Annotated in this window: 8 protein-coding genes and 1 tRNA gene; 4 read left to right on the forward strand and 5 right to left on the reverse strand. The window is 68.4% G+C overall.

The genetic code is table 11. The features are described 5' to 3' along the window. Window positions 1–47 precede the first annotated feature (47 nt). A complete protein-coding gene (locus OMP43_RS10670) occupies window positions 48–2,411 on the forward strand; it encodes an EAL domain-containing protein (protein WP_280279707.1) in 2,364 nt (787 codons plus the stop codon). A gap of 9 nt (window positions 2,412–2,420) precedes the next feature. Here the strand turns inward: OMP43_RS10670 and OMP43_RS10675 are convergent, their stop codons facing one another. The 4 genes from OMP43_RS10675 to OMP43_RS10690 form a co-directional block, all read right to left on the reverse strand. Continuing rightward, a complete protein-coding gene (locus tag OMP43_RS10675) occupies window positions 2,421–4,031 on the reverse strand; it encodes a M20/M25/M40 family metallo-hydrolase (protein ID WP_280279708.1) in 1,611 nt (536 codons plus the stop codon). Window positions 4,032–4,036: 5 nt separating this feature from the next. Further along, window positions 4,037–6,610 carry a TonB-dependent receptor gene (locus tag OMP43_RS10680; RefSeq protein ID WP_280279709.1) on the reverse strand — a complete coding sequence of 858 codons (2,574 nt, stop codon included), beginning with the start codon at window positions 6,608–6,610 and terminating at the stop codon, window positions 4,037–4,039. Between the two features lie 143 nt (window positions 6,611–6,753). Then, entirely contained in the window at window positions 6,754–7,788 is a 1,035-nt protein-coding gene (locus tag OMP43_RS10685) for a FecR domain-containing protein (RefSeq protein ID WP_280279710.1), read from the reverse strand. Continuing rightward, window positions 7,785–8,282, reverse strand: a complete 498-nt coding sequence (locus tag OMP43_RS10690; protein ID WP_280279711.1) for an RNA polymerase sigma factor — start codon at window positions 8,280–8,282, stop codon at window positions 7,785–7,787. Before OMP43_RS10690 ends, OMP43_RS10685 begins: the two co-directional genes overlap by 4 nt. A 261-nt stretch (window positions 8,283–8,543) precedes the next feature. Here OMP43_RS10690 and OMP43_RS10695 point away from each other — a divergent pair, with 261 nt between their 5' ends. The 3 genes from OMP43_RS10695 (at window position 8,544) to OMP43_RS10705 (ending at window position 22,926) form a co-directional block, all read left to right on the forward strand. Beyond that, the gene (locus OMP43_RS10695; protein WP_280279712.1) at window positions 8,544–9,497 is read left to right on the forward strand and encodes an AraC family transcriptional regulator; all 954 of its coding nucleotides are present in this window, start codon (window positions 8,544–8,546) and stop codon (window positions 9,495–9,497) included. Window positions 9,498–9,661: 164 nt separating this feature from the next. Beyond that, window positions 9,662–22,573, forward strand: a complete 12,912-nt coding sequence (locus OMP43_RS10700; RefSeq protein ID WP_280279713.1) for an autotransporter-associated beta strand repeat-containing protein — start codon at window positions 9,662–9,664, stop codon at window positions 22,571–22,573. A 276-nt stretch (window positions 22,574–22,849) separates the two neighbouring features. Beyond that, window positions 22,850–22,926, forward strand: a tRNA-Trp gene (locus OMP43_RS10705). A 181-nt stretch (window positions 22,927–23,107) separates the two neighbouring features. Here the strand turns inward: OMP43_RS10705 and OMP43_RS10710 are convergent. Then, window positions 23,108–25,909, reverse strand: coding sequence for a TonB-dependent receptor (locus OMP43_RS10710; protein WP_280279714.1), 2,802 nt, complete (start codon window positions 25,907–25,909; stop codon window positions 23,108–23,110). Window positions 25,910–26,024: the final 115 nt, after the last annotated feature.

Raw genomic sequence — 26,024 nt, forward strand, 5'->3', positions numbered from 1 at the left:
TTCCCAGCCTAACCACTCGCTAACCAGCGCCGGGCTACACCCTCCGGGTGAACAGCCAGACGACCTCGCAATTCGCCCGGCCGCGCATCGATGCGCGTGCGCTTTTGGGCCTGTACGACCCGGCGGACACCACCGACTGGGGGCCGATCCGCGCCGCCCAGCTGCATGCCGGCAGCCAGCTGGCGCTGTTCATGCTCGCCGCCAATGTGATCGGCGCCTCGCTCGTCACGATCCTCCTCGCCCCGCTGGTCCCGCTCTGGCAGCTGGCGAGCTGGGGGGCGATCGTCGCCGCCGCGGGCACCGCGGTTGCCTTCCGCCGTCTCGCCAGGCGCCACCGCACCGCCGTCACCGCCACGCTGGGCGATGTGCGCGACACTGTGCTCGACGGGGTGGCGCTGGGCGCGGCCTGGTCGATCCCGCCCCTTGCCTTCGGCCATCTGGTGGATGCCAGCGCCGCGCTCGGCCTGTGGATCGTCGTCTCGCTGCTGATGACCGCCAGTGCCGTCGCCATGGCCGCGCTGCCGCTCGCCACCATCACCTTCGTCGCGATCGTCGGCACCGCGCTGGTGGTGACGCTGTCGCTGATCGCCTCGCCGATGCTCGCCGCCGCTTCCGCGCTGTTCACCGTGCTGCTCGTCATGGCCACCTTCGCGCGCGGCAAGGCGCTCGTCGTGATCCGCGCCGGCGAGATGGCGATCGCCGAGCGCGACGAGACGCTGAGCCTGCTCCTGCGCGAGAACGAGCGCGAGGGCGAGGCCGACTGGCTGTGGGAGATCGACGCGCAGCGCCGCGTCGCCCGCGCCAATCCGCGCTTCTCCAAGTCGCTGGGCGTCGATCCCAAGGCGATCAACGGCATGCCCTTCCTCCAGGTGCTCGCCGGGCCGACCTGGGAGGACGGCAATTTCGCCGCCGGCCTGCGCGACCTCGCCGAGAAGCTGAAGACGCGCGATCCCTTTCACGACCTGCTGCTGCCGGTCTTCGTCAATGGCGAGGAGCGCTGGTGGGAAATGTCCGCCAGCCCGCGCTACGACGAGGGCGGCACCTTTATCGGCTTCCGCGGCGTCGGCTCGGACGTGACCGAGGCGCGCGCCTCGGCCGACCAGATCAGCAAGATGGCGCGGTTCGACACGCTCACTGGCCTGCCCAACCGGCTGCTGCTCAACGAGACGCTGGCCCGCGCGATGGCCGAGGCGGAGAAATGGGGCTCGCGCTGCGCCTTCATGATGATCGACCTCGATCGCTTCAAGGCAGTGAACGACACGCTGGGCCACCCGGTGGGCGACCGGCTGCTGATGCGCGTCTCCGAGCGGCTCAAGCAGCTGATGAGCGAGAACGAGATGGTCGGGCGGCTCGGCGGCGACGAGTTCGCCGTGGTGGTGCGCGACGCGACCGACACGGCGGGCATCGAGCGGCTGGCCCAGGCCATCATCGACACGGTCTCGCGCCCCTATGAGATAGACCAGAACACGCTGTTCATCGGCGCCTCGGTCGGCCTTGCCGTGGGACCGCGCGACGGGCGCACCGCCGAGATGCTGATCCGCTCGGCGGACCTGGCGCTCTATCGCTCCAAGGACACCGGCGGCGGCGCCTTCCATTGCTACGAGCCGCAGCTGCACATGGCCGCCGAGGAGCGGCGCGTGCTCGAGATCGCGCTGCGCAGCGCGGTCGAGAATGGCGAGATGCACCTCAACTACCAGCCCGTGGTGCTGGCGGACACCGGCTCGCTGGCCGGCTTCGAGGCGCTGCTGCGCTGGACCCACCCGGAATTCGGCGTGGTCTCGCCCGCCAAGTTCGTGCCGCTGGCCGAGGATGCCCGGCTGATTCCGGCTATCGGCGAATGGGTGCTGCGCACTGCCTGCAAGGAAGCCGCGCGCTGGGATTCGGAAGTGCGCGTGGCAGTGAATGTCAGCCCCGAGCAGCTCCATTCGCCGAGCTTCGCCACCATGGTGGCGCAGGCCCTGGCCCAGTCCGGCCTGCCCCCCGAGCGGCTCGAGCTGGAAGTGACCGAGAGCGTGTTCATGCGCGAGGGGACCCAGGCGATCCATGTGCTCGAGCGCGTGCTCGAGCTGGGCGTGCGCCTGAGCCTCGACGATTTCGGCACGGGCTATTCCTCGCTCGGTTATCTGGCGCACACCCGATTCAGTTCGATCAAGATCGACCGCAGCTTCGTCCAGGGCGCCTCCAAGGGCACCAAGGAAGCGATCGCGATCATCCGCGCGGTGGTGGCGCTGGCCGACAGCCTGGGCATGGCGACCACGGCCGAAGGCGTGGAGACCGAGGAGGAGCACCACATGGTGCAGCAGCTCGGCTGCACCAAGGTGCAGGGCTATTATTTCGGCCGCCCGCTCCCCGTGCAGGAAGCGCGGGCGCTCGCCACGCGCCCGCCAGGCGGCGCCAGCGCCGCCGCCTGACCCCGACAATCACTTCGCCGGCCCGCTCCGCCGCGGCTCGGTCGGAAACGGGCGCCGCGGGAAGGGCCTGTCCGCATTCGCCGCATTCCACAGGAAGCTCGCCAGGATGATCGAGGCCTGGCGCATGTCGTCGGCGTCGAGATGGTCGAACGTGTCCATCGACGTATGGTGCATGCGGCCATAATCGTTCCAGTCCTGGATGAACTGGAAGCCCGGCACGCCGACCATCTGCATATATTCATTGTCCGGCCCGGTATTGTCCGACGCGGCGACCGTGGTGGCCCCCATCGACGCGAAGGGCGCGAGCCATGCCTGGAAGATCGGCACGGCCGCCAGGTTGCGATAGGCATAGACGCCGCGGATCTTGCCCGAGCCGTTGTCGAGATTGAAATAGACCGACATCTCGCCCCAGGTCGGCCGCTTCACGATCGGCCAGCTCATCGAGCGGAGCCAGAAGCGCCCGCCCGCGCCCACCCTGGGCTCGGCCGGCGGCACCCGCTCGGCCAGGCGCTGCTCGACAAAGGCCGAGCTGCCGATCATCCCCTGTTCCTCGGCACCCCATAGCGCGAAGCGGATGGCACGGCGCGGGCGCGGCATTTTCGAGAGGATGCGCGCCGCTTCCATCACCATCGCCACGCCCGCGCCATTGTCCGCCGCGCCGTCCGCCGCCGCCGCGCTGTCGAGATGCGCGCCGGCCATCACATAGGCGGCCTTCGGGTCGCTGCCGGGAATCTCGGCGAAGATGTTGTAGGCCTGCGGATCGCTGTCGTCATAATGGACCACGCTCTCGATCGCGAGCGTCGGCTCGCGCCCGGCATCGGCGAGGCGGACGAGGCGTCGATAATCCTCCGCGGCGATCTCGACCGCGGGCAGCGGCGCCTCGTCGCCCGGCGCGAAGCGATGGCCGTCGCCCATCACCAGCTTGCCGTCGCGATTGGCGATCCGCGCATAGGCGAGCGCGCCCTCGGCCTTCAGGAACTCCTCCATCTGCCGCGGGAAGAAATAGGACTTCTCCAGCCGGGCCAGGCCATCGGACGTGAATTTGGGCGGCTCATAGGCGGCCAGCCTGGCGAACTCCTCGGCAGTGACGGGCGACGCGGCCGGTGGAGTCCGCGCCTCGTCGGGGCTCGAGACCAGGACGATCCTGCCGGCCAGCTTGCCCTTCCACCTGGCGAAATCGGCCCGGCTAGTCATCGGCGCGAAGACGATCGGAGCGGTGATCACGCCGTTCGTCCCCGGCGTCCAGCTGATCGGGATTGCGGTGAGCGCGAGCGGCCGGGGCGCGATCATCCGCACGCTGGCGCGCTCCATCCACCAGCCGCGCCCGAAGGGGAAGCCTTCCTTGTGGACATTGGCGAGGCCCCAGCCGCGGAACTTCTCCTGCGTCCAGGCCTCGGCCTTGCGCGCGCCGGGCGAATTGGTGAGCCGGCTGCCGATCTCGTCGCTCAGATAGCGCGCGATCTCCATCACCTCGCCCCGCCGCTGGCCCTCGTCGACGATGCGGTCGGTCATCTCGAGGTCCACGGCCTGCCCCCGGACCATGAGCGGCGAGACGCCGAGCGCCAGCGCGGCCAGGGCAGCGCCGCCGCGCAGAAGGATGCGGTGCGATTGATTCTTCATGTCGCTCACCATGCCTTGCGCAGCGAGACGCTGACGAAGCGGCCCAGCGGCGAATAGTTGGTCGAATCATAGTTGACGGTGGTCTCGTCGAACGACGCGAGATAGGGCGGCCGCGCGTCGGTGAGATTGTTCACGTACAGCCCGATCTCGAAGCCCCTCAGCGGGCCATGCGCCGCCGGCGCCTTCCACATCAGCGACAGGTCGAGCGTGGTCATGTCGCCTCGCTGCACCGGCGGCGCGACGTTCAGATCGGTGATGGGCCCCGTATAGTTGGCGAACAGCGCCGCCGTGAATCCGCCGAAATGCCCGGTCGCGCCGCCGCGCCCGCGAAAGCGCGGCGGATTGAAATTGACCCCGGCGAGCTGGGTGAGCGGCGCGCTCGCGGTGTTCCGCTGATTGCTGCGCAACCAGCTCGCCTGGCCCGAAAGCGTCACGTCGCCGCTCGAGACCGGAATCCGATAGCTGCCGACCAGATCCACGCCCCTGATCCGCTGGCGCGCGGCGTTGACGAGCTGGTTACGGATGATCGCCACCACCTTGGCCGGATCATAGGGCGTGCCCGTGTAGTTGCCGAGGCCCCTGCTGTCGCGGGCGATCAGCGCGGCCTGCTGGGCCGGGGTCGGAGCATAGTCGATGAACTCCTGCAGCGCGGGATTGTCCAGCACCTTGAGCGTGGCGTTGCTGACCGGCTGGATCACCCGATCGGTATAGTCGATGTCGAAATAGGTGGCCGACAGCTTCAGGCCCGGCACCGCCCGGGGATGCAGGTCGAGCGTCGTCGACAGGGTTCGCGCGCGCTCCGGCTTCAGGTCGCGATTGCCGCCCGACGTGAACAGGACGGTCGATCCGGCGGGATAATTGCCCCCATAATAGAATGCGGGCTGGAGCCCGACCCGGAACAGCTGGAACTCGTTGCGCAGCGTCGGCGCCTTGAACGAGCGCCCCCAGGACAGCTTGAGATCGAAATCCGGCGCCGGCGCATAGACCAGGCCGAGCTTGGGCGTGGTGACGCCGCCGAAGCGATCATATTCCTCATGGCGCAGCGCCGCCGAGATGGTCAGCTGGTGCAGGAAGGGCGAAGCGTTGGCGGCGGAGACCAGCGGCACGGAAAGCTCGCCGAAACCATAATAATTGCCGCGCCCGTCGCCGGTGGGCACGGCGGAGGTGGCGGAATAGACCTTGAGATGGTTGAAGCGATACCCCGCCCCCACCGCCAGCCGCACATCGCCGCCGGAAATGGCGAACAGCTTGCCGTCCGCGTCCAGCTCGCCGCCATAGGCGTAGTTGTCATAGATGCTGCTGCCGCCGTCATTATAGCCGCTGACCTTGTCGATATAATCGTCGAAACGTCGGGTCTTGTTGGCGCCGTAGGACGCGCTCAGCGACGCCTTCCAATCGCCCGGCAGGCGCCATGTCAGCGTCGGCGAGATCGCGTAATTCTCGTTGCTGAAGCGAGTCGTCGCGGCGAAGGCGACGGTCGAATATTCGGCGCCGTCGCTGTGGCGCCAGCTGTACAGGCCGTCGATACTGAAGGTCAGGCGATCGGTAAGATCCTGGTGCGCGGTGACGAGGCCGCTGAAATGCTTGTGCGCATCGAGCAGCGTGTTGGGGCCGATGACATAGCGAGTATAGTCGCGCTGATCCGATCGCACCGCGTTCTGCCGGTCATATTGCAGGGCGACCAGCGCACCGCCGCCGCTCCAGCGGCCACCGCCGACCACGCCATATTCCTGCAGGAACCCGCCGCCGTCGGTTGCGGTGCCGAAACGCAGCGAGGTGCTCACACCCTCGAAGTCGCGCCGCAGGATGATGTTGGCGACGCCGCCGACGGCATCCGACCCATAGAGCGCGGAGGCGCCATCGGGCATGATCTGGAGCTCCGCCACCGCATCGAGCGGAATCGCCGAGACATCGACCGCCTGCGCGGTGCCGTCATAGGGAAGCCGGCGGCCGTTCAGCAGGGTGAGCGTCGCGTCCGGGCCGAGGCCGCGCAGGTTCAGCGCGGAGGAGCCCGACGCATTGGTGTTGGCGGCCGTGCCCGCCTGGAACCGCGCGCCCGGATTCTGTCCGCCATTATAGTTGCTGGGGATGTTGCGGATCACTTCGCCCAGGTCGCGCTGCCCGGCCTCGCGCATCTGGCGCTGGTCGATCCGGACCACCGGCGAGGCGATGGGGGCCCCGGCGATGTGGGTGCCGGTGACGACGATCTCCTGCTCGGCCGCGACGGCTTTCTCGAGGTCCGGCTCCCCGTCCTGCGCGACGGTCGTGCCGGCCGTCCCGGCGACGACGACGAACACGCCGCGCGCGCTGCGCGAGACGCTCAACCCCGATCCGCGGATCAGCGCCGCGATCGCCACATCGGCGGTATAGGAGCCGTGCAGCGCATTGCTCCGCTTGCCGCGCACGGCTTCGCCGCGGAACACGATCTGCTCATGAGTCGCTCCCGCGACGGTCTTGAGCGCGGACTCCATGTCCTGTGCGGGAATGTCGAGCCGATAGCTGGCCTGCATTTGCGCCGACACCGGCGGGAGGCAGCTCGCGACCGCCATCACGGCGGCCCCCATGCGAAGCAGCGCCATCGATCCCCTCATCCCTGTTCCCCTGCATCGCTCCTCGTTCGCCGGGAGCTTCCGGGAAGAAAGACGCACGAGGGGCGATATCGCGAAACGCCCGGGCCGAATGGCGTTTTCCCCTCAGTCATCAGAGGAATCGCTGCCCCGACCTAGCGTTCGGGCGCGCGCAGGATCAGGGTTTCGCCGCGCCGCAACTTGCGCAACCCGTAGAGCGTGACGACGCCGTCGACAAAGGCTTCGGTATCGCCGGCGTTGAACGTGCCGCTTACCGGCAGCGCCGCGGTGACGGGATCCTCGATCGCCAGGCTGGCGCCGGAATAGCGATTGACTCGCTCCACGGCAACGCCCAGCGGCTCGTCCGAGAAGACGAGCTGCCCCTGTTCCCAGGCGGAACTGCGTGCCGTGTCCACCGCCTCGAGCCGCGCCGCCGCCGAAGCGCCGGTGGGAATGATCAGCGCGGTGCTGGGTGCGAGCATCCGGTCCGCCGGCGTTCGGCCGTCCCCCTGGAGCAGGACGTGGCGCGGTGCCTGGTCCGCGGGTCCGTCCTCGAGTACCGCGACCGAGCCCTGGTAGAGCACCACGCGCACCTCGGCCCGGAAGAGCTCGACGCTGAACGCGGTTCCCGTCGCGACCACCATCCGATCGCCGGCCGTGACCGTGAAGGGCCGCCGCGGATCCTTGGCGACTTCGAACCGCGCCCGCCCGCCGAGCAGGCGCAGCGCACGACGCTCGCCGTCATAGCGCACCTCGACGGCGCTCGCCGCGTCCAGCGAGAGCCGCGATCCGTCGTCCAGCAGGACCACGCGGCGCTCGCCGATCCCGGTCCGATAGGTTTCGCCGCGCGGATAGAAATGGAAGGTGGCAACGATCAGCAGCAGGCAGGCGGCGAGCGCCCCCAGCGCGTGGCGCAGCTCCGGTCTCCAGCCGCGCGGGGCGCGACGATCGGTCTGGCTGAGCGCCTTCAACGCGTCGGCGCGGACCGCGACCAGCTCGGGGACTTCGGCGGCCTCGCCCGCCCCTCGCCAGGCTCGCGCGATGCTGGCGAGCGCCTCGCGATTGGCCGGATGAGCCTCGAGCCACAATTCCAGCTCGAGCTCCTCCTCCAGGGCGATCGGCCCTTCATGGAACCGCATCAGCCATGCCGCCGCCTGCTCGCGGGCCGCTTCCGGATCGCCGCCGCTCACCGGCATTCCTCCATCGCCCCGGCCAGCGCCCCCAGGGCGCGCTGGACATGAATCTCGACCATGCGAACCGACAGGCCGAAGCTGTCCGCGATCGTGCGCTTGTCGATGTTCTCGATGCGATACAGCGTGAAAATCCTTCGCGTCTTCTCGGGGAGTTCGGCGATCGTGCGCGCGACGAGATCGAGATTCTCCCGCCCCTCGGCAACCCGGTGCGGGTCCAGCGGATCGATGCCCAGGAAATCCTCGATCGCCCGGGCTTCCCGATAGCTGGTGCGCACCCGCTCGCGCCGCCCCTTGTCGCGCAGCAGGTTCGCCGCGATCCGGAAGACATAGGCATCCGCCATCGGCGCCTCGCGCTTCGGATCACGCACGATGCGGAAGAAGACGTCCTGAGTAAGGTCCTCGGCTTCCGGCAGGGTCTGGACGCGCCGCGCGAAGAACGCGATCAGGGCGCGGCGCAGGCGCCGGTCGTTCTCCGTCAGATCCTGTCGCACGGCCTTGTTCAACGGCTTCAAACCCTCCGACAGCATAACGCGCGGCACCGCGGAATCCGAAATGCGAAATTGCCGCCCCCTTCCCCGGGGGAGAGCGTCGACCCGTTGCCGCGAGGATTAATTCTTCGTAACCTTTGCGCCGCTTCGGGGCACGTTCGCAGAATCCGCGTGCAGCTGCGGCCTCCCGTCTATAGAGTGGATCGCTTAAATGCCGGGAATCGAATGGAATCCCCGTACGCTAGAGAAACTCGGGAGTGTGGTTTGGCGTCGCATCCTGTCCGCGTTCACCGTTACACGACCGCAGATATAGCGCCCGGCGACCGCTTTGACGCGTGGCAGGGCTATTGGCCGAACATAGGCTCGCTCTTCCGCACCGAGCCGCTGGAGACCTTCCGGGTATCGAGCGAGCTGGTGCGGCTGGGCGAGATCGGTTTCATGTACACCGACATCGCCTCGCAGCGCTGGAAACGCGACAGGCGGCTCGTCGACATGGGACAGGACACCATCGCGGCCGTCGTGAACCTGGACGGCAAGGCAGCCGGCATCGCGGGCAGGAACGACTGGGTGCAGATGCCCGGCTCCGCGGTTCTCGTCGACCATAGCCAAACATCGCTCCACGATTCCGCCGGCGGGCGCAGCATCGGTTTTTCCGTGCCGCGCCGGCTGGCGATCGAAGCGGGGCTGGACCCGGCCAGCCTGCACGGCGTGGCGCTGAACCCCGCGGAAAGCGCGATGCTCGCCTCGCACATGCTGCAGGTGCGCGAGGCCCTGCCCCGCTTCACCGAGGGGGATGCGCCCCAGCTCGGCAAGTCGATGCTCGACGTGCTCGTGCTGACGCTCAAGGGTGCGAGCCGCACCGAGGCACCGGGCTTCCGCGAGGAGCCCGCCACGCTGATGATGCGCGCGCGCAAGGAAGTGCAGGCGCATCTCGGCTCGCCCGCGCTCACCGTCGCCAATCTGTGCCGCAAGCTGGGCGTTTCGCGCAGCACGCTGCACCGGCTGTTCGAGGAAGGCGGCGGCGTCCAGGCCTATATTCGCGACATGCGGCTGGAGGCGGCGCGCCAGGCCCTGCTCAACCCGGAGAATCCCGAGCGGATCGGCGACCTCGCCGAGCGGCTGGGCTTCAGCGACGCGGCGCATCTGAGCCGGCTGTTCAAGGCGCGCTTCGGCGAAACCCCCAGCGACTGCCGCGCGCGGAGCCTGCTAAGCCGTTGATGTCCCGAAGCGGGACCCGTGCCGCGATGCGACATCGGTCCAATTCGGTGAGACAGGCGTTCAACAGCGAAATCCCCCCTCGGGACTAAGGAATTCCCCATGTCTGCCATGTGTCCCGCTGAGTCGCGGGGCCCATGGTTCTCAAGATTTCGGGGGCTTCTGAAATGATCGATCGTGGCAACGGCGCGCGTGCGTCCAAGACGGTTTCGGCGCGCATGGGTCGCGAGGCGCTGCTGCGCAAGGCGCTGCTCGGCTCGACCGCGCTGATCGGCGTCGCGCTGGCCACGCCGGCGCTGGCCCAGTCGACCTACCCCACGGACGGCGGCACGATCTCGGGCACCGGCACCTATACCGACGCGACCGCGACCAATGGCGGCGTGACGGTGACCAACACGGTCAACGCCGGCGTCGTCATGGCCGATGTCACGATCAACAACACCACCGGCGACCCCAACGGCATCGCCTACAAGCAGGTCTCCGCCGACGGCCAGAGCGCGGTCCTCTACACCGCGGGCGCCAACACGCTGCGCAGCGACCAGAACGGCGCGGCACTTTCGCTGCAGGCGGCAAATGGCAACGTCACCTGGGCCATCGGCCAGTTCGACGAATCCTCGACCACGGACCTCACCGCCACCTATGGCACTTATCTGATCGCCAACGGCTTCGTGAACGTCGTCGATTTCGGCACCGTCAGCAGCCTGCGCAACGTCACCGCCGACGGCGCCGGCGTGGCGGGCATCTATGCCAGCTCCAGCGGCTCCACGGTGAACCTGTCGCTGAAGGCGCCGGTCATCTCGGGCTTCGCCACCGGCATCTCCGCGATTTCGGCCGCGGGCGCCATCGTCACCACTACCGGCGGCTCGATCAGCACCCTGGCCAGCGGCACCGGGATCAGCGCGACCGCGAGCAACGCCGGGGCCCTGGTCATGGTCAGCTCGGGTTCGGCGATCAGCACCAGCATCGCCGGCATCGGCATTAACGCCTCGTCGAACAACGGCATCACCAGCGTGATCACCACTGCGGGCGGCACGATCAATGGCGGCAGCGTCGGCATCCAGGTGAATGCGGCCCTGACCGGCCAGAGCAGCACCGTGACGGTGGGCGCCGCGATCGGCAATTCGACGCGCCCGAGCTCGGGCGTGGTGTTCCAGGGCACCGGCGTGGTCGGCGGCACCAACACCGTCAACGCCAACGCCAATATCAGCAGCGGCACCGGCTTCGCCGCGATCGGCTCCAACACCGTGAACTCGGATCTCGCGGTGAACGTGGCCTCGGGTGTGACCGTCACTTCGCAGGGCTCCTTCGCGATCCGCGCCGGCCGCAACATCACCGTGGTCAACAACGGCACGGTCAGCGCGACCAGCGGCGCCGGAACGGGCGTGAGCAATTCCCAGGCGCCATCCACTCTCAGCGTGACCAACAACGGCGCGATGAGCGCCGGCGGCACCGTGGTGAGCGGACAAGGAACCACCAACGTCACCAATGCCGGCACGATCACCGCGACCAACGCCATGGCGATCTATTCGGGCCGCGGCGGCGCGATCACCAACAATGCCGGCGCCACCATCACCGGTGGTTCCAACGCGACCACCGGCTGGGCGATTCGCTTCGACAGCAGCACCTTCTCCGGGGGCCAGGTGGTCACCAACAACGGCACCATCACCGGTGGCGGCGCAGGTGCGATCCGGCTCGACGCCACCACCGCCTCGTTGTTCAGCCTCAATGCCGGATCGACCACGAACGGCCTGATCCAGGTCACCGGCAGCGGCGCGACCACCACCAATCTCGGCGGCACGCTGAACGGCAATTACGACGCCAGCGCCGCTACCGGCACCCAGAGCTTCACGCTCGGCGCGACCGGCGCGATGCAGGGCGCGACCTTCGGCTCGGGCAACGACACCTTCACCTGGGGCGGCGGCAGCATCGGCGGCACGATCGACGGCGGCGCGGGCACGGACACCTTCGCGGTCGACCTCGGTTCCACGACCAACCGCACGATCAACCAGAGCAGCTTCTTCGCCAACATCGTCAATTTCGAAGCCTATAATCTCGTCTCCGGCAACCTGACGCTCACCGGCAGCAGCGACGGCGGACCGGGCTGGACGGTGGCGGGCGGCAACGCGACGGCGCTCACCATCGACGGCGCGCTGACCAATGTCGCCGGCAAGGCGGTCACGCTCACCACCGCCGACCTGATGTTCATCAAGGCGGGCGCGCAGGTGAGCGCGACCGGCGACGTCATCTATTCGACCGCCACCGGCAACAACATCCAGACCAGCGGCACGATCACCTCGGGCACCGGCATGTCCTCGGGCATCGCGATCGGCAGCGGCACGGTCGATAACTTCGGCCTGATCACCTATGCCGCCGGCGGCTCGACCGCGACCCAGGGTAACGGCGTCTTTGCCAGCGCCAACCAGCTCACCCTCACCAACCATGCCGGCGCGAGCATCTATGGCCGCTGGGACGGCGCGCGCGCCAACAGCGGCGCCTATGTCGTCAATGACGGCCTGATCCAGGGCGACCGCTTCGCCGGCGTCGAGATCAGCGGCACCAGCGTGGTCTTCAACAACGCCACCGGCCGCATCTATGGCGCGACGAGCGAAGGCGCGGGCGTGCTGATCAACAGCGGCGCCGTCAGCGTGACCAACGCATCCGGCGGCCAGATCGTCGGTGCGGGCTATGCCGGCATCTACAATGGCGGCACCGGCCTGCTGAGCGTCAGCAATGCCGGCAAGATCGCCACCGGCACGCTCGACGGCTCGAACAACTATGTCCAGGGCGGCACCACCACGGCGATCCGCAGCGCCACCGCCAACATCACCAATAGCGGCCTGATCGAAGGCGCGTCGGGCGGCATCCAGGCCAGCAGCGACCTCACCCTCGTCAACACCGGCATGATCCACGGGACCGGCACCGGCACGCTCAATCTCGACGCCGTCTATGTCGGCGGCGTGGCGAACATCCTGAACGCCGGCACGATCAGCGAAGGCAGCGGCGCGGCCATCCATGCCAATGCCGGCGGCACGATCACCAATGCGGTGGGTGCCACGCTGGGCGGCGGTACCATTCCCACGTCCGGCGCTGCCGTCTTCCTGAACGGCGGCACGTTCAACAATTATGGCCAGGCCGGCAGCGGGACCGGCGCTGCCGTGATCACCGGCAATGCCGGCGGCACGATCAACCTGTTCGCCGGCTCGGCCTCGGGCAGCATCACCGGCGGCGCCGGCAACGACACGCTGGCGATCTACAACGGCCAGACCAATGCCAGCGCGGTCACGCAGGGCTACACCGACGCGGTGAGCGGCGCGGCGGGCAGCGTGACGCTGCAGAACAGCGGCACGCTGGCGGCGGCGATGTTCGGCGCGATCGATCTGGGCGGCGGCAACAACACGCTGCAGCTGCGCGGCGCGGGCACCGGCGCCCAGGCGGGCAGCTTCTCGCTCGCCATCTCGACCGGCGCGGGGACCATCACCAAGCTCGACGGCGGCACCTGGACCCTCACCGGCGCGGCCGCGGTGCCCGGCATCACCGTCAACGCCAATGGCGGCACGCTGAACTTCCAGGGCACCAGCGGGGTCGGCACGATCAACGTCAATGGCGGCATCCTGCGCGCCAACGGCGCCGGCGCCTTCGGCAACGCGGCCGTCCATATGCTCACCTCGAACGTGCAGTTCGGCGCATCCGGCGTCTATGCGAATAGCTTCGTGCTCGACATTCCCGCGGTGCTGAACGGCCAGCCGGTCGTGTTCGAGAACCTGTTCGGCGGCAACGCCATCCTGAGCGGCAACATCACCTCGGGCAGCGGCACCAACGCCGCCGGCCAGGCGATCGGCACCTCGCAGGCCGTGACCTTCGCCGGTATCGGGGGCAGCCTGTTCAACCTCACCGGCACCAACAGCTGGACCGGCACCACCACGATCAACTCGGGCGTGACGGCGCGGGGCTCGACCACCGCGATCTCGGGCAGCGACATCGTAAACAACGGCACGGTCACCTATGCCCAGTCGGGCAGCAGCTCGAGCGGCACGGTGATCTCGGGCACCGGCGCGCTGCGGCTGGAAAGCGGCCAGGTCACGCTGACCGGGTCCAACACCTATACCGGCGGCACCACCGTCGCCGGCGGCCGCCTGCAAGTGGGCGACGGCACCACCAACGGCCGCATCACCGGCGCCATCACCGTCGATTCCGGCGGCACGCTGATCTTCAGCCGCAGCGACAATTACGACTTCGCCAGCGCGATCAGCGGCGCGGGCGACGTCCAGGCGCTCGGCACGGTCACGCTGAGCGGCCCGATCACCAACACCGGCGCATTCAACATCAACTCGGCCACCGGCGGCACGATCACGCTCACCGGCGCGCGCAGCGGCGCCTATAGCGGCGGCGCCACTGCCGCGGCCGTCACCCTGGGCGGTGCCAACAACATCCTGCGCGTCGGCCAGAGCGGCACGGTCGCGGGCGGCCAGTATCTCGGCGTCTATCTCGGCGGCACCGGGAACGGCGTCGACAATTTCGGCACGATCAGCAACACCGGCACCGCCCTCGACCAGGACTGGGGCAGCGCGATCGGCGTCGCCGCGACCAGCGGCTCCTCGACCATCAACAACGGCTCGGCGAGCAACGCCACCGCGACGATCAACGGCCGGAACACCGGCATCAACCATCTCGGCTCGGACGGCGTGATCGCCACCGGCCAGCTGTCGGTCAACAATTACGGCCTGATCGCCAGCAACCTCGCCAACGCGATCGAGAACCAGAACGGCTCGGGCAACCTCACCGTCACCAACTACGGCACCGGCAGGATCGTCGGCCAGGGCAATGCCGGCGGCACGAACGGCTATGGCATCTACGCGATCGGCACGGGCACGCTCGGCCTCACCAATGCCGGCCTGATCGTCGGCCGCGTCGGCGGCGTCCTCACCGGCAGCGCGGCCAGCATCACCAACAGCGGCACGATCGCGGCCGGCACGCTCTCGGGCGGCACCAGCGGCACGCTGGTCGCGGGTGGCGGCAACGGCATCCAGGCCGTGGGCGGCACGATCACCAACCAGGCGGGCGGGGTGATCCGCGGCTCGTTCCTGGCCGGCAACGGCGACAACACCAACGCGATCACCTCGACCGCGGCGACCACCGTCAACAATTCCGGCCAGATCCTGGGCGTCGCGTTCGGTTCGACCTCGAACCTGCGCACCAACGGCGTCTATGTCTCGGGCGGCGCGGGCACGGTGACCAACTATGCCACCGGCCTGATCACCGGCGGCTGGGACGGCGTGTACGTCACGGCGGGCGGCACGGTGACCAATTCGGGCACAATCGCCGGCTATCAATATTATGGCGTCGAGAACGCCAGCACCCTGACCAACAATGCCGGCGGCCGCCTCCTGGGCGTCGCCGGAGGCGCTTCGATGCTGGCGGGCGGGATCGTCAACAACAGCGGCCTGATCGCCGCGGCGACCTACAACGCGACGACCGACACCTACACCCTCAGCGCCGGCACCGGTCTCACGCTCAGCTCGGGCAGCGTCTCCAACCAGTATAACGGCACCATCACGGGCGCCGTCGGCATCGGCGCGACCGGCGCGCTGAGCCTGGGCAACAACGGCACCATCACCGCCACGACCTATGCCGGCGTGAACCTGCTGGGCACCGGCAACACCATCTACAACGGAGGCACGATTACCGGCGGCACCAATGCGACGCTGGGCTATGGCGTGCGCTTCGTCCCCGCTGCCGGGGGCACGCTCAACAACCAGCCGGGCGGCCTGATCAGCGGCACCGCGGGCGGCGTCTATTCGGGAAGCGCGAGCGTGTCCGTCGACAATGGCGGCAATATCGTCGGCACCGGCGCGGGGAGCCGCGGCGTCTATCAGCAGTTCGGCAACGCCACGGTCACCAACCAGGCGAGCGGCGTGATCGTCGGCCAGGGCTGGGGCATCCAGGGCGGCGCCACCGTGAACATCAACAACGCCGGCTTCATCGGCGCGGGCACGCTTTCGGGCGGCACCACGGGCACCTTCACGGCGAGCGGCACCGGCAGCGGCGTCGTCTTCAACGGCGGCTACCTCACCAACGGTGCCGGCGCGACGATCGTCGGCGGCAATTATGGCGTCTATTCAGGCGGCACCACCGCGGTGAACATCAACAACAGCGGCACGATCACCGGCGGCAATTATGCGATCTACCTGACCGGCGACAACGACAACACGGTCAGCCTCTACGCCGGCTCGGTCACCAATGGCGCGATCGTGCTCGGCAACGGCAACGACACGGTCAACTGGTATGGCGGCAGCTTCACCAGCATCGAAGCCGGCGCCATCGGCTTCGACCGGTTCAACGCCAGCGTCTACACCCCGACCACGCTCGACCTCACCAAGGTCCGCAATTTCGAGCAGCTTTCCCTCAACGGCGGCGATCTGACGCTGAGCGGCGCGTCGGCGAACATCGGCGGCTGGACCGTCAACGACGGCACGCTGACGCTCGACGGGACTGTCCAGATCGGGAGCAACGGCAACGCGGTCACGCTGGCCAACAGCGGCACGAGCGTGACCATCGCCCATGGCGCCACGGTGATCGGCAATCTCGGCAACGGCGTCTTCGCTCAAGCCGGGACCATCGTGACCAATGCCGGCCTGATCCGCTCGACCGACGCCAACTATAGCGGCGTCGCCATGGTCGGCGCTACGCTTGGGAACCAGGCTGGGAGCCTGATCGTCGCCGAAGGCAATGGCGTCACCGTCTCGGCCGGCGCGAACACGATCACCAATGCCGGCATCATCGTCGGCCGCGCCGGCGGCGTGATCGGCGGCGACGACTATCAGACGCTGAACAACACCGGCATCATCGCCGTCGGCACCGCGGCCAACACGGTCACCCAATATTGGCAGATCAACCAGGACTACAGCGCCGGCGACGGCGTTCGGTTCACGGCCGGCGGCACGGTGACCAACACCCGCGGCGCCAATAATGGCGGCACCATCGTCGGCGGCGCCAACGGCCTGGTCATCACCGGCGGCGCGGCGACGATCGAGAATTCGGGCACCATCCAGGGCAGCAGCGGCTACGGCGTCTCGCTGGACACCACCGCAGGCCAGACCTCGACGATCACCAACCATATGAGCGGCGCGTTCGTCGGCACCACGGGCGCGGTGCTGCTCGCCGGCGACGGCACGATCAACATGACCAACGAGGTCGGCTCGGCGATGTATGGCAGCATCGTCTCGACCGGCAACGGCACGCGCAACATCGACCTGTCGGGCATCGTCTATGGCGACTACGACGCCAGCTCGGCCACCGGCAGCAACAATGTCACCATGCGCTCCGGCCAGATCCGCAACGTGTATCTGGGCGACGGCGACGACAGCTTCACCTATTTCGGCGGCACGATCACCGGCATCGTCGATGGCGGCGCGGGCTATGACCGGCTGTTCGCCGATTTCGGCGCCGGGCAGAGCTACAATGTCAGCCTGGCCAACTTCATCAACTTCGACAGCATCGGCCTGATCTCGGGCGACATGACGCTGACCGGCCCGAGCAACGATCCCGACCAGGCGATCTATGCCGGCATCGGCGGCATGCCCGCCGGCACGATCACCTTCGACGGCACCAGCGGCCTCACCGGCGACATCTATGTCAATGGCGGCTCGATCCGCGCGGCAACGGCGGGCGCCTTCGGCACGGGCACGATCCACATGATCGACCCGACCGCGACCTTTGGCGCCACCGGCAGCTATGCCAACAACATCTCGCTCGAAGTCGTCACCCCGTCCTCGGCCAACCCGTCGACGCTGAACGCCGATGCGGGCGTGACCGCGACGCTGACCGGCGCGATCACCACCGGCGCCGGCGCGGGCGTGGATCCGAGCCAGGACCTGGTGATCGGCGGCCAGGGCACGATCATCCTCACCAACACCGCCAACAGCTGGCTGGGCACCACCACGATCAAGTCGGGCGCGACTCTCCAGGGCGCGAGCGACACGATCTCCGGCTCCACGATCGTCAACAACGGCACCCTTGCCTATCAGCAGGCCTATAGCGGCACCGTCGCGCAGAACATCACCGGCAACGGCTATGTGAGCGTGAGCGGCCTGGCGACAGGCAACACCCTCACCTTCTCGGGCACCAACAATCTCAACGGCACCTTCATGGTGTCCGACGGGTCGAACATCGCGATCAGCGGCGCGACCAGCACCGGCAATTTCCAGAGCGTCGATCTCTTCGGGGCCGGCAGCCGTCTCGACGTGACGGCGACGGGCAGCCTGACCAGCAGCGCCAACACGGTGGGCACCGACGGTGCGAACCAGAGCGTCTACAATCTCGGCGCGATCACCAGCACCAACAATGTCGCGATCTATTTCGGCGGCACCGACGGGCTGCTCGACAATAGCGGCACGATCGCCGGCACCCGCGCCGTCTGGGTCAATGGCGGCGACGCCCAGCTGATCAACCGCGCGGGCGGCACGATCACCGGCAACAGCAATTTCGCGCTGTATCTCGGCCAGGGCGGTACGATCGACAATTCGGGCACGATCCAGGCGCTCAATAGCTCTCCCGCCGTCTATGTCGCGGGCACGGCCGCGATCACCAACAATGCCGGCGGCCTGATCACCAGCCAGGGCACCACCATCGCCGCCTATGGCGCCGGCTCGAGCCTGGCCAATGCGGGCAGCGTGACCTCGAGCAACGAGACCGCAGTCTATCTGGCGGCGGGCGGCACGGTCACCAACTCGGGCAGCCTCACCGGCGGCACCGGCGGCTTCGGCCTGTGGACCAGCGCGGGCGGCACCTTCACCAACCAGGCGGGCGGCACGATCACCGGCGGCCTGGGCGGCATGTATCTCGACGGCGCCACTCTGGTCACGGTGAACCTAGACGCCGGCTCGACCACCGGCAAGATCAGCTCGGGCGGCACCGGCGACCGGGTGATCAACATCCTCGGCACGCTGAACGGCGGCTATGCCGGCGGCAGCGGCGCCGACGCGATCACGCTGGACACCGGCGCGGTCGTCAACGGCACGCTCGACGGTGGCGCCGGCAACAACACGCTGACGCTGACCGGCACCGGTTCGGCGACACTGGGCGCGGTGGCGAACTTCGGGAGCGCCACCAAGTCGGGCAGCGGCACCTGGACGCTGGGCGGAGCCACCGATGTCGCGGCCTGGACCGTGACCGGCGGCACGCTCGTCACCAATGGCGGCGCCATTGCCGACACCGCTTCGGTCGCCCTGACGGGCGGCACGCTGCAGCTCGGCGGCAGCGAGGCGATCGGCGTGCTGACCGGCTCGGGCAATGTGGCGCTCGGCACCAGCACCCTGGTGCTCACCAGCGGCACCGGCAGCTTCACCGGCAATTTCAACGGAACCAGCGGCGGTCTCCTGATCGACGGCGCGAATCTGAGCTTCGGCGGCCGAGTGAACTATGCCGGCCTCACCGAGGTCCGCTCGGGCACGCTGACGCTGACGACCGGCGCGCGCTTCAATGCAACCTCGACCCTGCTCGTCGACACTGCAGGGACGCTCGACCTGGGCACCACCGCGATCACGGTGGGCGCGGCGCGGCTGGATGGCACGCTCAACGGCACCGGCACCCTCGCCGCGCATGACATCGCGCTGAATGCAGCCACGGTGAACGGCAACCTGTCCGGCAACCTGCTCACCCAGGCCTCGGGCACCTCGCGCATCGCCGGCACGGTCGACATGGACGTGTGGGTGAGCGGCGGCACGCTGCAGCTCGCCGCCAATGGCCGGATCGCCGATAGCGCCACCGTGCAGGTCGATGGCGGCGCGACGCTCGATCTCCAGGGCTTCAACGACACCATCGGCTCCCTGGCGCTGGGCGGCACCCTGGCCGGCACCGGCACGCTCACCGCGAGCCAGTATCAGCTGACCGGCGCGACGGTGAACGCCAATCTCGGCGCAGGCACGGTCTTCAACATCGGCGGCAACTCGACGCTGAGCGGCACCGCTGCCGGCGACGTCTCGGTCCAGGGCGGCACGCTGACGCTCGGCGCGGCGAACCGCCTGGCCGATGCCGCCACGGTAGCCGTCGCGTCCGGCGCGACGCTCAACCTCGGCGCTTACAGCGACACCATCGGCGCCCTGGCGCTCGGCGGCACGCTGGCCGGCACCGGCACGCTCACCGCGGGCCAGTACCAGCTGACCGGCGCCACGGTGAACGCCAATCTCGGCGCGGGCACGCTTTACAATCTGGGCGGCAACTCGACGCTGAACGGGACTGCCGCCGGCGACGTCTCGGTCCAGAGCGGCACGCTGACGCTCGGCGCGGCAAACCGCCTGGCCGATGCCGCCACGGTGGCCGTCGCGTCCAGCGCGACGCTCAATCTCGGCGCGTACAGCGACACCATCGGCGCCCTGGCGCTGGGCGGCACCCTGGCCGGCACCGGCACGCTCACCGCGAGCCAGTATCAGCTGACCGGCGCGACGGTGAACGCCAATCTCGGCACGGGCACGCTCTACAATCTGGGCGGTACCTCGACGCTGAACGGCACTGCCGCCGGCGACGTCTCGGTCCAGAGCGGCACGCTGGCGCTCGGCGCGGCAAACCGCCTGGCCGACACCGCCACGGTGGCCGTCGCATCCGGCGCGACGCTCAATCTCGGCGCATACAACGACACGGTCGGCGCCCTGGCGCTCGGCGGCACCCTGGCCGGCACTGGCACGCTCACCGCCAGCCAGTACCAGCTGACCGGCGCCACGGTGAACGCCAATCTCGGCGCGGGCACGCTCTACAATCTGGGCGGCAACTCGACGCTGAACGGGACTGCCGCCGGCGACGTCTCGGTCCAGGGCGGCACGCTGACGCTCGGCGCGGCAAACCGCCTGGCCGATGCCGCCACGGTGGCCGTCGCGTCCGGCGCGACGCTCAACCTCGGCGCGTACAGCGACACCATCGGCGCCCTGGCGCTCGGCGGCACCCTGGCCGGCACCGGCGCGCTCACCGCCAGCCAGTATCAGCTGACGGGCGCGACGGTGAACGCCAATCTCGGCGCGGGCACGCTCTACAATCTGGGCGGCAACTCGACGCTGAACGGCACCGCCGGGGCCAACACCGTCACCGTCCAGGGCGGCACGCTGCGCCTCGGCGCCAGCGATCGTCTAGCCAGCACCGCGACGATCGGCCTCGCCTCGGGCGCGACCTTCGATCTCGGCGCCTATAATCAGACAGTGACGGCCATCGCCGGCACCGGCACGATCGCCCTGGGCACCGGCCGCCTGACCCTGTCGAGCGGCTCGAACACCGGCTTTGGCGGCGCGATCACCGGATCGGGCTCGATCGACAAGCAGGGCGCCGGCACGCTCACGCTGGCCGGCACCTTCGCCACCACCGGCCGCTTCGACGTGTCGGCGGGCACGCTCGCCTTCTCGGGCTCCACCCAGGGCGGCATGCGCGTCCAGGGCGGCACGCTGATCGGCGGCGGCACGATGGCGGGCGCGCTGACGATCAGCTCGGGCACCTTCTCGCCGGGCGGCCTCGCCACCAATGGGCTGGGCGCGATCAACCCGATCGGCAGCTTCACCGCAGGCAGCCTGACCGTCAGCGGCGGCACCCTGCTCTTCGACTTCGGCGGCACCAGCCTGAACTTCGCTTCGGACAGCATCAAGGTGAACGGAACCGCCACGCTCACGGGCGGCACGGTGCAGGTCAACGCGCTGACCGCGGCAGCGAGCGACTATCGCTTCAACCAGCTCTACACGATCGTCCAGGCGAACGCCCTCACCGGCACCTTCGCCAACGGCTCGGTGTTCGCCACCGTGGCGAGCAATCCGAACCTGAAGTGGCGCCTTCGCTACGATCTGGCCGCCAATGCCGTTGTCCTCCAGGTCCAGAAGAACATGGAGTTCAACGACGGCGTGGCGGCGGGCGACACCAACACGCTCGCGGTCGCCAATGCGCTCGGCAACTCGACCACCGGCAATGCCTCGGATCAATGGGCGGCGACGCTCAACACGATCACCTCGCTCGATACGCAGCAGCGCGTCGCGGCGTTCAAGACCTTCAGCGGCGAAGCCCTGGCCAATATCTCGACCGCGACCATCTCGGCGAACAATCTGTTCACCGACCTGCTACGCCGACGGGTGGGCGATGGCGGCGATGCGCTGATCGGCGGCGGGTTCGCCAGCGCGAGCCTGGCCGATGTCCGTACCACCAGCACGGCGGGCAACGGCTTCGCCAGCGCGCTCTCCGGCGCGACGCTGCCGGGCACCGACAATGGCGAAGCGGGCAATGGCGGCATCTGGGGCCAGGTCTATGGCGGCTATCAGAAGCTGCTGGGCGACCGCGCCCATGCCGGCCTCGACACGACCGTCGCGGGCGTCGCCATGGGCGTGGAGACCCGGCTCGACGGGTTCACCGCGGGCATCGCCGGCGGCGTCGCGCAGATCGATGCGGACATGAGCAGCCGCTACTCGACGGTGAGCGGCAACCAGTATCAGCTGGGCGGCTATCTGAGCTACGATGCGGGCAGCGCCTTCATCGCCGCTTCGGGCAGCTGGTATTCGAGCGACCTGAACAGCAAGCGCACGCTGGCCATCGGCACCACCACGGCGCTCGCCACCGGCGACATCCATGCCAATGGCTATTCGGTGGGCGTCTCGGGCGGCTTCCGCACCGAGCTCGCGAACGGCCTGCGCCTCGCTCTGATCGGCAGCGCGAGCAAGGTCCGCGACCAGCGCGACGGCTTCACCGAGAATGCCACCGGCGGCCTGGGCCTGGAGATGGCTTCGGCGAACCGCGACCTGTTCACCGCGGGCGCGGAGCTGCGCCTCGGCGCCCGGGTGAAGACCGGCGCGGGCATGGCGATGCCCTGGGTCAGCATGGGCGTGCGCTACAATTCGGGCGATCTCGATACGGCGGGCACCGTGCGCTTCTCGGGCGCGCCGAGCGGCACCGGCAGCTTCGGCGTGACGGGCGTGCGGATGGCGCCGGTGCTCGGCACGCTGGGCGTGGGCATCGATGCCCGGGCCAGCAGGAATGTCCGCCTGGGCATCGCGCTGGAAGGCTCGGCGGGCGAGAACACGCGCGAGGGCCGTGCATCGGTCCGCGTGAAGATCGGCTTCTGACGACAGTCGGCGCCAGGGTGCGGAGGGCCTGGAATCCCGCTCCGCACCAGGCACCGTTGCCGGCCTCGCTTTGGGGGGCCGAGAGCCCGCGCAGGAGGACTGCGCGGGCTCTCTTGCCATTGGCCCCACCGCAACCGGGCCGAGCGCGCATGGCCCGGCCGAACCGGAAGAACGACCCCGATATCGATAAATCACAAATATTTCTGGTAACTTAGGAGAAACGCAACAGCACCCTTGCTCCCTCCCCTCCGTCGCGCTAGATGCGCGTTTCCGCACAGGGGCGTAGCTCAGCTGGTTAGAGCGTCGGTCTCCAAAACCGAAGGCCCTCGGTTCGAATCCGAGCGCCCCTGCCATTGCCGATACGGCACGCGATCTTCCTTCAACCGCAACGCCTTACGAAAAGCGCGCGAGGCCCTATGCGGCACGGCGCGTGCCTTGCGTCCTGGGAATGCCAGCCATCCCCAAAAAAAGGGGCCAGCCAAGTGCATTGGCTGACCCCGATCCGGGAAGCGGAGGGAAGCTGGCCCGGAAGCGTCAGAAGGCCAGCCGCGCGCCCAAGACGAACTGGCGGCCGCTATGCGTGAGCACGTTGAGACGATTGGTCGCATCCACGAACTGGTCGTTCAGCTCGTCGGTGAGGTTGATCATCTCCAGGCTGACCTTGAACTTGTCGGTGATGTTGTACGAGACCTGCGCATCGATGTTGGTCGTCGCATTGGTGCCGTTGTACGAATTGCCCTCCGTGCCCGGCACGGCGGTCAGGTATTTCGAGCGATAGGCGACCGAGCCGCGGATCGAGAATTTCTTCGTCTCGAAATAGAGCGTGCCGTTGGCGGCGTGCTTCGACAGGCCGAGCAGCGGCGCCTTCACCGTGGTCGCGCCGCTGGCCGAAGTCAGATACTCGATGTCCGAGCTGACATAGGTGTAGTTGGCCAGCACGCCGAAATTGCTGAGGAAGCCGGGCAGGAAGCTGAGCGGCTGCTGCACATTGACCTCGAGGCCGCGCAGCAGGCCGCCCTTCGAATTGACCGGCTGGCTGACGATGAAGGCGTCGGTGGGGCTCGCCGTGGTGCCGTTGAGCAGCGAGGCAGGCAGGCCCAGGTCGCTGAAGGGCACGGTGGTGCTCAGCGTCTGGACGAAGGTGCCGATGTCCTTCTGGAACACCGAGACGGCATAGATCGCGCCGCGCATCGGATACCATTCGATCGAGGCGTCGAGATTGGTCGACCTGGTCGGCTTCAGGGCCGGATTGCCCGAGCTGAAGGTGCGGTTGCCGCCCGAGACGTTGAGGTTGCCGCCCGGCGTGAGCGAGCCGATGCCGGCCCGCGCGATCGTCCTCGCGGCGGCGAAGCGGACCATCAGATTGTCGCGCACATCGACCACGAGATTGGCCGAGGGCAGCCAGTTCGCATAGCTGCGGTCCGCGCCGACCAGGTTCACCGTGCTGCCCTGGCTGGCATAGCCGGTGGAGAACTGGTCGGTCTTCACATAGCGAAGGCCCGCATCGCCGCGGATCGGGATGCCGGCATCGGCGAAGTTGAACTCCATCATGCCCCATGCGCCCAGATCCTCCTCGCGCACGGTGACGAACGAGCCGCGCGCGGTGGCATTCTCGATCCCGCCGATCGCATAGGCCGGGTTGCTATAGGTGTTGAGATAGGCCTGGAACGCCGCGAGGTTCGGCACCACCCAGGCAGTGGGCGTGCCAGCGGGCACATTCAGCCCGCGGCCGAAGCCCGAGAAGACCGTGGTGAGCGGTGCGAGCTGCGCCGCAGTGAGCGTGGTCACCACCGTCTCGCCCTGCAGGCGGCGCTGCTCGGTGGAGCTATAGTCGAACCGGCGCCAGTCCACGCCCGCCTTGAGCTTCAGCTCGGGCGCGGTCGTCCATTCGAGGAAGCCCTTGGCGTTGGTGAAGCTGTTGTCCACCGTCTGCGGCCGGATGCGGACTTCCGAAGTGCCGTTGGTGAAGGCGAAGGTGGCTGCGCTGCTCACGTCCACGCCCGGCCGGATCGTCGGGAAGCGCGTCGAGAAATCATAATAGAAGCCGTTGGTGTTCGCGGCGTCGATCGTCACCGTGGTCTGGACCGGGTTGCGGAACTGCGAGCTCGAATAGCCGACCACCGCGCCGAACTTCAGCGACTCGCCGATCTTCTGGTCGAGCGTGCCGGTGAGCTGGTAGAAATCGGTGACCAGCTTGTCGTAGCGCGCCTGGGTGCGCAGATCCACATTGTCGAACGTGCCGCTGATGATGTTGCGGTTGGCGTCGACAATGCCCGAGCGGATGATCGTCTGCGGCTTGCCGGTGCCCGAGCGGCTGAAGCTGATCGCCTGGAACTGCGCTTCCTGGCGCGTGCCGTCGAGCCGCGAATAGAGGCCGTCGATCGAGATCAGCGTCTTCTCGCTCGGCTGGAACTGCACGCCCAGCGCCGCGCCCAGGCGCTTCTGTTCGATCGCATAGCTCACCAGCCCCGGGATGCGCGGGTGATAGAGCGCGGTGGCCGGATTGCTGTCGTTGATCTGGGCGATGGTGTAGCCCGGCAATGTCGAGGCGGTGTTGAAGCCGTTGTTGAATCCGCCATAGGTCCAGCGCGTGATGTTGGCGCCCTCCTCGACCAGGGCACGTTCCTCATAGGCGACCGAGAGCAGCACGCCGAACCGCCCGTCCGCGGTGCTGGTGGTGAGCAGGGTCGAGACGCGCGGCCTGGCCTTGCGGGCAAGGTCGTTGTAGCTCGCCGCCGCCTGCACCACGGCCGTGGGCTTGCGATAGTCGAACGGACGCGCGGTCTGGAGATCGACCGTGCCGCCGAGCGAGCCTTCCTCGACGTCCGCCGTCGCCGTCTTGCGCACCGCCAGGCTGTTGAACAGGTCCGACGAGAAGATGTTGAAGTCGAAGCCGCGCCCGCGGTTCACGCCGCCCGAATTGTCGGTGCCGCCGGTGGTGCCGATCGCTTCCATCCCGTTGATGCGCACCCGGCTATATTCCGGGCCCAGGCCGCGGATCGAGATGTTGCGGCCCTCGCCATTGACGCGGCTGATCGCCACGCCCGGGATGCGCTGGAGCGATTCCGCCAGGTTGAGATCGGGGAATTCGGCAATGTCCTCGGCCTTGATCGCGTCGATCGTCGCGGTCTCGTTGCGCTTCAGGTTGAGCGCGCTGTTGAGGCTGGCCCGGAAACCCTTGACCACGATCTCGTTGGCGGCACCTTCGTCCTGGGCCGGCACCGATGCCGCCGCCGGATCGGCGGCGGCGTCCTGCGCGCGGGCATCGGCAGCGGCGAGGACGGCGGCCGCGCTGGACAGCGCGAGGACGGATTTCAGGATTCGGGTGCGGGACATCGCCTTCAGTCTCCCCATGAGATGCCGCTTCTTTGCCGAGCGGATTTGATTGCAGGCTGGTTAGCCGTGAAGGCGCGCGACAGGCCAACCTCAATCGAACATGGATCGATGCGCT

The sequence above is a fragment of the Sphingomonas sp. CBMAI 2297 genome (assembly GCF_029870595.1).
GTDB lineage: Bacteria > Pseudomonadota > Alphaproteobacteria > Sphingomonadales > Sphingomonadaceae > Sphingomonas.